The organism is Methylotenera sp. (genome assembly GCF_013141425.1).
In the GTDB taxonomy this organism is placed as follows: domain Bacteria; phylum Pseudomonadota; class Gammaproteobacteria; order Burkholderiales; family Methylophilaceae; genus Methylotenera.
Window position 1 is genome coordinate 1 of record NZ_JABFRA010000031.1, and the last position, 13,012, is coordinate 13,012.

Annotated in this window: 11 protein-coding genes and 1 tRNA gene; 2 read left to right on the top strand and 10 right to left on the bottom strand. The window is 44.3% G+C overall.

Annotation, left to right across the window (positions count from 1 at the left end):
- Positions 1-85 (bottom strand) — tRNA-Leu (locus tag HOO90_RS02750).
- Between the two features lie 99 nt (positions 86-184).
- Here HOO90_RS02750 and rnr point away from each other — a divergent pair.
- Positions 185-2,710, top strand: coding sequence for a ribonuclease R (gene rnr, locus HOO90_RS02755; protein ID WP_292839237.1), 2,526 nt, complete (start codon positions 185-187; stop codon positions 2,708-2,710).
- Positions 2,711-2,762: 52 nt separating this feature from the next.
- Complete coding sequence (rlmB, locus tag HOO90_RS02760) at positions 2,763-3,515, top strand: 23S rRNA (guanosine(2251)-2'-O)-methyltransferase RlmB (protein ID WP_292839239.1); 753 nt, start codon at positions 2,763-2,765, stop codon at positions 3,513-3,515.
- Positions 3,516-3,602: 87 nt separating this feature from the next.
- Here the strand turns inward: rlmB and mqo are convergent, their stop codons facing one another.
- The 9 genes from mqo to HOO90_RS02805 all read right to left on the bottom strand — a co-directional run.
- Positions 3,603-5,084: a malate dehydrogenase (quinone) gene (gene mqo / locus HOO90_RS02765; protein WP_292839241.1), complete on the bottom strand. Its 1,482-nt coding sequence runs from the start codon at positions 5,082-5,084 to the stop codon at positions 3,603-3,605.
- Between the two features lie 348 nt (positions 5,085-5,432).
- Complete coding sequence (locus HOO90_RS02770) at positions 5,433-6,683, bottom strand: tetratricopeptide repeat protein (RefSeq protein ID WP_292839243.1); 1,251 nt, start codon at positions 6,681-6,683, stop codon at positions 5,433-5,435.
- Between the two features lie 49 nt (positions 6,684-6,732).
- A complete protein-coding gene (locus tag HOO90_RS02775; RefSeq protein WP_292839255.1) occupies positions 6,733-7,632 on the bottom strand; it encodes an AAA family ATPase in 900 nt (299 codons plus the stop codon).
- A gap of 3 nt (positions 7,633-7,635) precedes the next feature.
- Positions 7,636-9,375: a pilus (MSHA type) biogenesis protein MshL gene (mshL, locus tag HOO90_RS02780; protein WP_292839245.1), complete on the bottom strand. Its 1,740-nt coding sequence runs from the start codon at positions 9,373-9,375 to the stop codon at positions 7,636-7,638.
- 53 nt (positions 9,376-9,428) lie between these two features.
- Positions 9,429-9,893, bottom strand: coding sequence for a hypothetical protein (locus HOO90_RS02785; RefSeq protein WP_292839247.1), 465 nt, complete (start codon positions 9,891-9,893; stop codon positions 9,429-9,431).
- The gene (locus HOO90_RS02790; RefSeq protein WP_292839249.1) at positions 9,890-10,600 is read right to left on the bottom strand and encodes an MSHA biogenesis protein MshJ; all 711 of its coding nucleotides are present in this window, start codon (positions 10,598-10,600) and stop codon (positions 9,890-9,892) included. The genes HOO90_RS02785 and HOO90_RS02790 overlap by 4 nt, the downstream gene beginning before the upstream one ends.
- Complete coding sequence (locus HOO90_RS02795) at positions 10,597-11,397, bottom strand: MSHA biogenesis protein MshI (RefSeq protein WP_292839251.1); 801 nt, start codon at positions 11,395-11,397, stop codon at positions 10,597-10,599. Before HOO90_RS02795 ends, HOO90_RS02790 begins: the two co-directional genes overlap by 4 nt.
- A complete protein-coding gene (locus tag HOO90_RS02800) occupies positions 11,394-12,332 on the bottom strand; it encodes an agglutinin biogenesis protein MshI (RefSeq protein ID WP_292839253.1) in 939 nt (312 codons plus the stop codon). The genes HOO90_RS02795 and HOO90_RS02800 overlap by 4 nt, the downstream gene beginning before the upstream one ends.
- Before the next feature lie 26 nt (positions 12,333-12,358).
- Positions 12,359-13,012, bottom strand: a 654-nt coding sequence (locus tag HOO90_RS02805; protein ID WP_366928734.1) for a DUF6701 domain-containing protein, incomplete at its 5' end; no start/stop codon positions are given.

Below are 13,012 nucleotides of genomic sequence, written 5' to 3' on the forward strand. Positions count from 1 at the left end.
TGGTGCCCAGAAGAGGACTCGAACCTCCACACCCGAAGGCACATGGACCTGAACCATGCGCGTCTACCAATTCCGCCATCTGGGCAACTCACTACGTAAAATGGTTCTAACCATTTTAATACCTGTAGTTAAATTTACAGGTTAATAGTTGCGCTGAATTTTATAGTAAAGGTACGCTTTGTCAATGACAAAAACTAGCGAAAAAAACAAAAGTAAACAAAATAAAAGAAGTCATGACCCGCATGCAGAACGCGAAGCAGGGCGCTATGATACGCCCTTGCCTAGTCGCGAGCTTGTGTTAACGACCATGAGCGAGCAGGGTATTCCATTAAGTGTAGAGCAACTCTATCTTTTGCTGGAAATTAGTGAAGACGAGCGTTTGATTTTTAATAAGCGCCTAAATGCGATGGAGCGTGAAGGGCAGATAATCAAAAATAGAAAAGGTGCTTTGTGTATCGCCGATAAATTGGATTTGATCTCTGGTGTTGTACAAGGCCACCCTGATGGTTTTGGCTTTTTGATTCCAGATGATAAAACCAAAGTTAGTGGCGAAGACTTGTTTTTAAGTCCAAAAGAAATGTCGCAAGTTATGCATGGCGACCGTGCAATGGTGCGCTTGAGTGGTTTAGACCGAAAAGGTCGGCCAGAAGGCAAGATTGTAGAAGTGCTGGAGCGCCGCACGCAAAAATTAGTCGGGCGCGTTATTCATACCAGTGGTGTGACCATTGTTGCTGCAGAAGATAAGCGTATCAATTTGGATATCTTGATTCCCTACCATCTGGATATGGGCGCTAAGGCAGGCCAAGTGGTGATGGTTGAACTCACGGAACAGCCCTCTACCCATGCGCAGCCGATGGGTAAAGTGGTCGAGATATTGGGTAACTATGCGGATAGCGGCATGGAAATCGAAATCGCTTTGCGTAAACATAATCTTCCGCATGAATTTAGTGTCGAGGCGACAAGGCAAGCGGAAGCTTATCCAAAGTTGGTGCAGCCAGCCGATTACAAAGAGCGTATTGATAGTCGTGAGTTGCCGTTAATCACCATTGACGGTGAAACTGCACGTGACTTTGATGATGCAGTATTTGCCGAGCCACAAGGTAAAGGCTGGCGCTTGGTTGTGGCGATTGCTGACGTGAGTTTTTATGTGAGGCCGAATGACGCCCTGGATAAAGGTGCGTTTGATCGCGGCAACTCCGTGTATTTTCCACGCCGTGTAATTCCAATGTTGCCTGAGGCGCTGTCGAATGGCTTGTGCTCGCTTAATCCTGATGTTGAGCGTTTATGCATGATATGCGACATGCAAGTTGATGGGCTTGGCATCGTCAAGCAATATAAGTTTTATCCATCCGTGATGCGCTCTAAAGCCCGCATGACGTATACGCAAGTGCATGAGATATTGCAAAATCCACAAGGTGAATTGGCGCAAGAATACAACTGGCTGATGCCGCATTTGCAGCATTTAAATAGTGTTTACAAGTTATTGCAAACGCAGCGTGAAAAGCGTGGCGCAATTGAGTTTGAAACGTCTGAAACAGTGATGGTGTTTAACGATAACGGTAAAATTGAAAGCATCGTGCCAAGCACTAGAAACGAAGCGCATAAGCTGATTGAAGAATGTATGCTGGCCGCTAATGTGTGTGCAGCAGAATTTTTACATGCGAATGAGCATCCAGCTTTATACCGTATCCATGAAGGCCCAACGCCTGAAAAGCTTGAATTGCTCCGCACATTTATGGGCGAGTTCGGTTTTGGCGTAGGCGGTGGCGATAAGCCACATGCAAAAGATTATGGCAAGTTGCTAGATAAAATCAGAACGCGCCCTGATGCGCAATTACTACAAACCGTGTTATTGCGGTCAATGCAGCAAGCTGTATACAGTCCAGACAACGTCGGCCATTTTGGCTTGGCGTATGAGGCTTATGCGCACTTTACCTCGCCGATACGCCGTTATCCAGATCTGCTCATTCATCGCGCCATTAAGGCCGTGTTAAAGGGTGAAAAATACAAAGCGGGCGACTGGAATGCACTAGGCACCCAATGCTCAATGACCGAACGCCGCGCCGACGATGCCACGCGCGATGTAACCAATTGGCTAAAATGCTTCTATATGCAAGATAAAATAGGCGAAGTGTTTGAAGGAACTGTGGCAGGCGTCACCAGTTTTGGCTTGTTTGTGGCTTTAGATGGTGTGTATGTAGAAGGTTTGTTGCACGTAACAGAACTGGGTAATGATTATTTTCATTACGATAAGGCACGTCATGAAATGGCTGGAGAACGCACTGGTGTTCGTTATCGTTTAGGCGATAGGCTAACCATAAAAGTTGTGCGTGTGGACTTAGAAACTACAAAAATAGACTTTACTTTAGTGAATAAAATCAATTCATTAGATTCTATAGTTGGAGTAGATTCTAGTATTAAATCGTCGGAAAATAAGCCGCGTAATGGTGGCCAAAAATCTGTAAAATCTGCATCCAAGTTTGATGCCAAGTTGGAAGGGAAATCTGGTGGTAATTTTGATGGTAAGTTTGGGAATAAACCCGCCTCAAAAGTAGGTGGAACATTAACATTGGGTGTAAAGCCTAAATCCAAAACTAGTACTAAAACGGTTAGTAAAACAGCTAGAAAAAATCCAGCTAAATCGACAAACCAAACCGCGGGTAAGCCAGCAAAATCCAAAAAATCCAATAAAAAACCTAATAAACGTTAATAATCAATAAGTGTTACTAAATTCCGTTAAGCTATAACTATAAGGTAAAGAAATGAGCGATGCCCGTATTTTATTTGGCTTTCATGCCGTATTAAGCCGTTTGCGCCAACATGCTGCGAGTGTGCAAGAGATTTTAATCGATCGCGACCGTGTAGATGCGCGCATGAAGGATTTGCTGAAAATGGCGGAGCTGGCGGGTGTGCGCACGATGGAGGTTGAGCGCAGTCGCTTGGATGGCATGGCTGGTATGAATGGTCGCCACCAAGGTGTGATTGCACGTGTGGTGGATACGCCGATTCCTTATAAAGATATTCACGACATTTTAGAGTCCGATTTAACTGAGTCACCATTCTTTTTAATTTTAGATGGCGTTGAAGACCCGCATAACTTAGGTGCTTGCCTGCGTGTGGCCGATGCAATGGGCGTGCACGCGGTGATTGCGCCCAAAGACCGCGCTGTAGGCCTAAATGCCACGGTGCGTAAAGTCGCTTGCGGCGCGGCAGAAACCGTACCGTTTATTGCGGTGACTAACTTAGCCCGAACCATACGTGAATTAAAAGAGGCGGGTGTGTTTGTCATCGGGACTACCATGGATGCACCGAGTAATCTGCTCAATACTAAGCTAGATGGACCTCTGGCGATTGTATTGGGTGCCGAAGGTGACGGGATACGACGTTTAACTGCTGAAACCTGTGATGCTTTGGTCACCATCCCCATGTTTGGCTCAGTTGAAAGTTTAAATGTGAGCGTGGCAAGCGGTATTTGCTTGTATGAGGCAAGAAGGCAACGCAGTTTAAAATCTTAGTTTGAGTTGGTCGATGGCGCTTTTGGGCACTGCTCTGCGAGCTGCATGGGTATTGGCTCGCAGGGCAGTGCCTAATAAGACTAATAGCTAGCCAAGTTGCAAGGTTTTTAGTGTGCGCGCACGTACTTGCTTAAGTAAGTCGGCATCATCAATTAACGATTGTTGATACGATGGAATTAAGGCTTTTAATTTTTTCGCCCATTGCTCATTTTTCAATTGCTCGGCAAAACAGCGTTCAATCACATCAAGCATAGCTTTTACGCTCACAGACGCACCTGGTGAAGCGCCAAGCAGCGCGGCAAGTGAGCCATCTTCTGTGGCGACAATTTCAGTGCCAAATTCGAGCTTGCCCCATTTTTTCTCACAGTTTTTGATGATTTGTACGCGTTGGCCAGCGCTGGCAAGTTTCCAGTCAGCGGCTTGCGCTTGCGGTAAAAATTCGCGTAGCGCCTGCATGCGTTGTTCGTGGGTTTGTTTAGTTTCTTTTACTAGATATTTGGTTAAATCCAGATTATGCCGACCGACGCCTAGCATGGCTTTTAGGTTGTTCATTTTTAATGATTTGGCTAAATCAAGCACCGAACCCTGTTTTAAAAATTTCGTAGTAAAGCCAGCAAAGGGGCCAAAAAGTAAGGCAGACTTGCCGTTAATCATCCGTGTGTCTAAATGGGGTACCGACATGGGCGGCGCACCTACAGCCGCTTTACCGTAGACTTTGGCTTGATGTTGCTTAATCACCTCTGGATTATTGCAGATTAACCATTGCCCGCTTACCGGAAAGCCACCATAACCCATACTTTCACGGATATTGGTTTTTTGTAGCAGCGGCAAGGCACCACCGCCTGCGCCCAAAAACACAAACTTAGCATGCACGGTTTGCGAATGTTTGTTTTCTTTATTGTGTAAGGCAACGTGCCAGCTACCATGAATTTTTTTAAGTGATTTTACGCGGGTATGCGTGAGCAAGCTAAAGTTGGGTTGCTGTTTGAGATTCGTTACTAAATGCCGTGTAAGTGCGCCAAAATCGACATCAGCACCATGTGGTACATACGTTGCTGCAAGCTTTTCGGTCGACTTGCGCTGTGACATCATTAACGGCATCCAAGCGGCCAGTTGATTAAAATCTTCGCTATATTGCATTTCAGCAAACAAGGGGTGCTGCTTCAGCAGGGCGTGACGTTGTTTTAAGAATGCACTATTTTTTTCACCCCAAACAAAACTTAAATGCGGTGTTTTATTGATAAAGTGCTTAGGTGCAGGCAGTGCGTTTGTTTCTACCAAGTGTGACCAAAATTGCAATGAAACTTCAAACGCAGCGTTTATTTCTAAGGCGCGTTGAATCTGAATGCTACCATCTGCCTGCTGTGGCGTGTAATTAAGCTCACAATAGCCTGCGTGGCCTGTTCCCGCGTTATTTAGCGCATCTGAGCTTTCTAGGGCAACATCGTTCAGTTGCTCAACCATTAAGATATTGAGCGTATTGTCTAATGCAGAGAGTAAAGCAGCCAGTGTGGCGCTCATAATGCCGCCTCCCACTAACAGTACATCCACTTTATTTGCTGTCGTCATTTAATTTTGTCAGTTTTTTCAGTTAAATGTTAGTTTATTTAGGTCAGTTTGCCTGGAATTCTACGTCAACAAAAAAGCCTGTTGTGGACAGGCTTTGGTATTTTTTGTGGATTTTTATTGACTGATTTTTCAGTTAAAAAACAATCCTACCGGAAGGGAATTTTACAGGAAAAGGGAATATTTTGCTGAATAAAAATTCGCTTGCAAATGGCTTATTTATTAGCGATGATGGGTTGTGACTTACAATATTTTTTTACTAGCGCTGAATTTTATTTTTCGTTTAAGCATTGCTATTATCCAGCTTGTAAAGTTATTAAATCAAGCGTTCAACTGTAAGACCCCCCCAGCTTATTTAGCCGCCGAAACTTGCAAATGCTGATTGATTTGTTTTAATTGTTGGTCGGCAAATTGAGCAAGTTCAGGACTCAGCGCCGTTAATGATTGCACACGCGTAAAGGCTTCCTGCGCTTGGCTTAATTTTCCAACCGCTTGTAAAGAAATACCTAGCCCAATTAAAGCGCTTGCGGAGTTTGAATTGATTGAAAGGGCTGTGCTGTAATGGCTAATCGCTTCTTCGTGGCGTTCCGCACGTTGCAATAGCGTAGCAAGAAAGCTTTGATAATCAGCATTGTTTTTACTGAAACTCGCACCTTGTTCTAAGGTGTTTAATGCACCAGAACGATCACCAGCTTCAATTTGCAAGCGTGCAACGGCCATGCGGAAGTTACTTTGCCCAGGCGCAATGGTCAGGCCAGCCGCAAGAATGGCGCGTGCTTCCTCATTACGTTTATTCTCCATTAAAAGCCCGGCAAGTGTTTGTCTGGCTTCTTCGTTAGCCGGGTTAACTTCTAGTGCTAGCACTAGGTTTTCCTGAGCTTCTGCAACACGGCCTTGTTGCAAAAAAGTCAGTGCCTGCCGATAAGCATTTGCAGATTTTTGTTCAGGGCTGATGTACTTGCTAATGGATAAATTGTAATTTGCTACTTCCGTTTTTTTGAGGGCAACTGCAGGCTTCACGATTGCCATTGGTTCTACTCGATCAATCGCTTCCACGTTAGCTATTGTTTCTAAAGGTTCAGCAGGCCTGACGAATAAAGTTTCTTGTGGGTGATATGTGGCAAGCTGCAAGTTATTTTCTGGCTTGTTGATAAAAGTTTGCGCTGACACAGGTGTATGTTTTAGCTCTAGCTCAAATAATGGTTTGTATTCAATATTAATGTTGTTCTTTATCGCTTGATTGTCTTGAATATTCTGCAATAAATTCGGCGTAGAGGTTGAAATTGACGTGCTATCTTGTTGCTCAATTGAAGAAATATTTTTTTTACTTATGTCTGTACTTTGCGATTGTGCAGAGTTACTTTGCACCCATAGATACGTGCCGCCAGCCAAAAGCACCATGAGACCTGAGATTTTCAAAAAAGCAGTACTTATTTTTTTTGCTGAAATATGCTTTTTTAAATAAACCTGATTTTCTGACAAGGTTAGATTTGGATCTGCTGTAGCAACAGATTCTAATCTGGTTAGCATAATCTTTTCGGCGTCAGTAGACCCAGCACCACGCTGTTCCAGATCTTTTAACATTTGATTAATTAAACTCATTTTTTGTTGTCTTTAAATTTAGATGAATTGGTTTAAATTTCGTTAACAATTATTTTGGCAAGGCCAGTAATGCCGCACCACAAACACTTAGCAATACCGATAAACTTAAGCTATTTAAGCGCAATTTTCGCCAAAGGGATTCAATTGATTTGGTGTCTGAGGCCGCAGCAAATACATCAACGATACCGACCTGACGTTTACCTTTGCCATAAGCGGCCAACAAGGCTTTATGGGCCAGAATGTTGACTAAACGTGGTACACCTTTTGATTTTAAATACATCAAGGTTAACGCGGCACCACTAAACACGCGACTACCTTGATAGCCAGCGATAATTAAGCGGTGGTTTAAGTAATATTGCATTTCGTCGCGGCTTAAACGGTCGAGTTGATATTCAAAGGTGATGCGTTGCTTTAATTGCCGAATAGAAGCGTGATTGAGTTTTATTTCCAGCTCAGGTTGGCCGAAAATAACGACTTGCAACAATTTGCGTTTTTCAGTTTCCAGATTGCTTAATAAGCGCAGAGCCTCAAGCGTTTCAATTGGCATGGCTTGCACTTCATCCAGACAAACCACCACTTTAATTTCTTTGCGTGCAAAATCCAATAAGCCATGTGTCAGAGCTGTTAGTAGTGCGTGTTGCGTGGTGTTTGATGCTACCTTGATGCCTAATTCCTCAGCCAGTACCATCAGTAAGGATTTTGGTTCTAAATACGGGTTAGGTACATAAGCCACTTTAAAACTTGTATCAAGGCTAGCCATCAACTTACGGCATAATAAAGTTTTGCCCGTGCCAACTTCGCCAGTGATTTTGATAAAGCCTTCGCCTGACAAAATCGCAAATAGCAGCGTATTCAAGCCCTCTTGATAGCTGTGAGAGGCAAAATAAAAACTGGTGTCAGGCGTGATGCTGAACGGTGCTTCGCTTAAGCCAAAATGGGTGAGATACATCATTTAGTCGCTCACCGTCGAGGTTTGAACTAAATTTTCAGTACGCTGCATGCTTTCAATACGTTTTTGGCTGGATAAAACATCACTGCTCCAGCTATCTTGGCCTTGTACTACCGTGGCCTTAAGCAAAATAACGAGTTCTGTTTTACTGGTAACTGAGCCTTTTTGGCGGAACGCCGCACCAACGCCTTTGATGTCACCCAAGCCTGGAACTTTCGATTTATTGTTAATAGTACTTTCTGTCATTAAGCCGCCAATCGCAATGACTCGGCCGTCATGGGTGCGCACAATGCTATCTGTTTCACTCACATTGCTGGAGGCCAATGGTAGATTGATTGCTCCTGCAACGCCACCTAAATTGAGTTGCTTGTTGACCGTAGTCACTTGGCTAATCGAAGGGTGCATGTGCAAGATTATATTGTCGTCTTTATCAATTTGTGGCGTAACATCGAGTGCAATACCAGAAAAGAACGGCTGTAGCGTTACTTCAGGTGAGGTCGTTGTCGCCCCAGTAGAAGCGGTGGTGCTAGATGAGATGCCCGTTACAAAAAACTCATCGGTACCGACTTTGAGTACGGCTTTTTGATTATTGATAGTTGCGATACGTGGGCTAGACAGTACTTGCACGTCACCTTGCGTTTCTAAGAATGAGAGCAGGGCGGCGAAATTAGCCCCTTGTAATGCCACGGCAAATAGCGGCCCGCCTAGCGCCGTAGTGGCTGCATTGGAGATTGCCGTGCCAGCGTTTGAACCTAAATCTCCACTTTTCAGAGCGCCATTGCCCGAACTGGCAAGTTGCGTATTTGCATTCAAATTGCCTACGATGCCAGTATTAGAGCCACTGCGACCAAAAATAGACCAGTTCACGCCACTTTGTGATTGGTCATTCAATTGCACATTCAGAATTTTTGCTTCTAAAATTACTTGGCGTTCAATGGTCACCTGCATCAAGCGCAAGAATGACTCAACATTTCGAACTTCATCGGGCATGGCGCGCACCATGATGACGCCTGATTGTAAATTAACAACGACTCGACGGCCATTTTCGGTGCCCACGATGCCGTTTAAAGAATCGGTAAGGTCTTTCCAAAAATCATTGTTTGAGGAAGTGGCAATGCTGGTGCTGATAAGCGCCGCGCGGTTGCCGGAACTGCCCACACTGGTGCTGGTGGCCCCTGATCCTTGCTGACCTGATTGGTTGCTGCTATTGCTTACGGAGCCAGAAGTCACGCGCGTATCCGATGAACCTTTACGCTGACCTACAATGTAGTTGACTTGAAACACGCGTGTCTGCATCGCTTGTGGCTCAATAAAAATACGTGTGCCTTCTACTTTGTATTCGTAACCATACAACTCACGTAGCGAGTCTAGCGCTTCAAACACCGTCACGTCTTTTAAATTAACCGAGATGTTGCCTGTTAAATCTTGGTGAACCAACATGCTGTAACGTGTGCCGCTTACAATTCCCATGAGCACTTGGCTTGCTGGGGCGTTATTGATAACCAAATCAAACCGCTGTTCCAACTGTTTGGCAGAAGCTTTTGGCATCGCGATTTTTAGCGGTGGCAATAAGGCATCGTTAATTGCTTTGGATGTAACCGGCGCAGGTTTTATTTCAGCTGCCTGCTTTAGCTCATCTTTAATCTTATTAAGCGTAGCATTACGTGGCGGCTCGGTTGTGGCGCAGCTTGCTAGCAACATTAAAATAAGTAATGGTGTTAATCGTTTGCTTGATTTTGGCATCATGTTCTTCTCGCTTACTTTACTTAATATTTGTTTAAATTTATTGTGTAAATTCAATCTGCATTTGCAGGTTTGTGTGTCTTATTTTTTGTCGTTTGTTTAGGCAATACCACTTTTTTCATGTCTGCATAATCCATTTTCAGAATGAGCGTTGTCCTATCTGGATTCCGAAGTACCGCCTGATTTTCATTTACACTAATCAAGGTTGCTTGCTCATATTTTTTACCTAATAATACTTTTTGGCCGTTGATAATAGCCGCACTGAATTGCTTGCCAAGCATGACCGATTGCAATATTGGGCCAGATGCGGCTGTAACACCGTTAATTATTTCGCTCGAGAAAGAAGCTGGCGGCTGTGTTGGGTCTTTTAATGTTTCGGCTTGCACATTGGGTTGCATTGTTAGCAAAAACATACCGCACGAGACGCTCAGCATGAGTTTCAGTGGTATTTGCGCATGGTTCACCAAAACAGGCGGAACCAAGATTTGTGCAGTAGGTTGTAGTTGTTTTATCGTCATATACTTAACCAGGTTTTATCTAAACTTAGGGTATAAACCGTCAGTTTTAAGCGGTTAGCAGGCCAGAGAATCGCTGGATTTTGTTCTTCATTTAAGACGGCCTTGCTCCAAAGTACATGCCAAGGCATTTGCTCTAATTCAGCAACATAGGCTAGCAAATCTAAATATTTGCCTTCAACGGTAATTTCAACACCGTGTTTGTAAACAGGCGCCTCTTGATCTTGGCTTTGCTTCGCTTGATTTGGCTCGCTTGCCGTGTTTACATCTGTTTTTGGACTATCCAGTAAACCTTGCGTGGGCAATGTTTTGAGTGCAATAAGTTTTAGGTTGCCATTTTTTTTCAATAAGCTACGCAATAATTCTGGCATTTTGTCTGGGCTGATTAAGGTGGTTTGCAAGCCACTCAACTGTGTTTCCAGTAATTGCAACTCTGTCTGCAATTGGCGAATGCGTTGTTTATTTTCGGCATCTGGATCAATCACCGGTTGAAGGGCATAGTCATTGATTTGCTGCGTTAAAGACTGTACCTGCGCTTGATCGGCAGCAAGTTCATTTTGGAGGCTGGTTTGGCGTGCTAACACGGGGTTTAGCAATAGTGTGTTGATGGTCGCATAGACCACCACAAACAAAGCGCCAGAAACCATCCAGCGCTCACGTTTATTGAGCGCCTCGAATTTGCTGGAGATTAATGGCCAAATCTGTTTCAAGATTTTTCTCCCACCTGACTTACTTTAACCTCCGAGTTAGCATTAACCTTCGTGTTAGTGCTCGATGTTTCAGCAAGCGATTTATCTTCAATCGACTGCAATGAAAACTCAATGAAATTCGGCGTGTTATTCGCCGTAGCTGTTGTTGTATTGGTTGGGATAATGGCCTGACCATTTTTAAGTACCTGGGCGGCATTATTCGCAGGCACAACTGTGGTAGCCGGGGTGCTGCTTGCAGTAGCGTCTGGCTTGGGCAAATTCATATTAAGTGCAGAAAAAAGCTTGCCTTGCAAAGCAGGCTCTGTGCCTAAACGTGAAATATATTCTGGCACCAGTTCTGCTTGTAAAGTGCGGCCATTGATATTCAATTGTTCGGTACGGCTGTCAATGCTGAAACTGGTCAGCCACAAACCTTCAATACTTTGCTTGGCAAATGCGCTCATCAAAGCCGCGTAACCCTTTTCAGGTGTCGCTGAACTAAGTTTTACCGTTTGCAATATTTGTTGCTGCATGCTTTCCTTGTGTTCCAATTGCGTAATTTGTTCGAGCAAGGCTTTGTTTAGCGCGTGTGGCGTATGTAACAAAGCCGTCTGTTGCAAGGTGGCTTGTATTGCCGCTAATTCTTGTGCCACCTGGCCACGCTGAACTGTTATTAATGACAACTGCTTTTGTGCATAGCTGTAATAAGCGGTCATCAAGGCCAATAAAATACCAAGCGTTAACACAATAGTATTCGCATTTAAAAAATCCTTTTGCTTGATAAGAGAGGGATTTAGTAGGTTAATCTGCTGACTCATGAGGATGCTCCTTCACGCAAGGCAGCACCTAAAGCGGGCAATAGGCTGGCTTGTGTGGCTAAATCACCGATACTGGCTGGGGTTTCAAACTCAAAAACATCACTTAAATCAAAGCGGTCAATTGGTATGTAAAGATAAGCTTTTAAATAATCGTAAAAATCCTCCCTGTCCATAAATGGCGCCAATACAAGGCGATTAATGGTGATGTAGGGAAATTGCCGCTCAAAGTTATCAAGCGAACGTTGTATTTCGAGCGACAAACGCTCAAATATACTGGATTTCTTCTCGCTATCCTCGCTGTGCATTTGCTTGGTATCAAGCTCAATCTGTCTGGCGTGGTAAAGCTCGCCGCCCGCTGTAAATGTAAGTAGACCGCCATTACTGTTAATCGATAACATGGCCAATCCACGGCCTTCTTGCTCTAAATAAGCCGCCACATTACGCTGAGCGAGTTCGGGAATATCAATCGCCTCCAAGCCTGAGCCTGCCTGCTCGATAAGCCGTGTCATGTAACTGCTAATCAATGCATTATTAGCAACTACGGCATACACATAAGATTGCCGATTTTTGTTGTTTGGGTCAGCAGGAATGTCGATCACATCAAACGTGGCTTGTTCAATTGGGTAGTCAATCATGTCTTTTACCTTCCAGCGTATGGCCTGTTTTAGTTCACTGGCTGGCACGTTTGGTTTTTCAATCTGAAACAATTGATATTCGTTTTGTGCAAGTAATAAGGCGCAATGCAGTTTTGGCAGACTCAAATTTGTAGACAACGCTTTAACGTCAGCATCGTCTTTTAGACTTTCCTGGCGAATCGCGCTAAACGCCACGGCAGGCTTAGTCTCCAATTTGGTCACATGGGCAACGCAAGTACCTTTTTCAGAGGTGCGAAGGGCAAACCAGCCTGGTGATTTTTTCTTTGAATATAGTCGCATAATCAATATCTCTATTAAATTGATACTTAAGGAACGTTAAAATTTTCGCGCAAGTAAATGATCGGCGTTTTATAAATGCCAAATGTTGCACGTGCTGAAGGGTTAGCGCCAAACCACGGAATATTAGCTGTGCTTGCTGCGCTTGTAGTTGCTGTGTTGCAAGTGTTACCACTGGCACTTGTTATGTTGAGTGTTAAATCCACACTGCCGTTATTGCCAGCACCCGGTTTTGTGAGCCTTAAGTTTCTGGCAACGCCATTTACGAGGTTGCCAGTGCCACTGCTGTAGCCAAGCTGAGTTTCACAGGCGGCTAAATTGTTTTTATAAGGCCCCATGGCAATGCTACTTGCAGGCACGATGGTGCAGCTATCTTGCTGGTTTCTGATGTAAGAAGTGCCGTTCCAGTACTGAGCTTCGAGTGGTACGGGTAAGGGTAAAAGTTCTGAACCATAAGCGTTTTGTAAATTTAAGCGACCACTACGAATGTTAGCCGTACCTTCTGTTGTAGAGGATGCAACATTGTCTATATCAAGCGCATGTAGCCTGATAGTAGCTGGTGCAGTTTTAGCTGTGTTGAAATTAAAGGATGGCGTTGCATTGGCAATGCCTGCACTAAAGGCACTGGCTGCAACAGTAGCAGAAGCAAGACTACCTGTTGCTACTGCATTGGCATCTGAAAG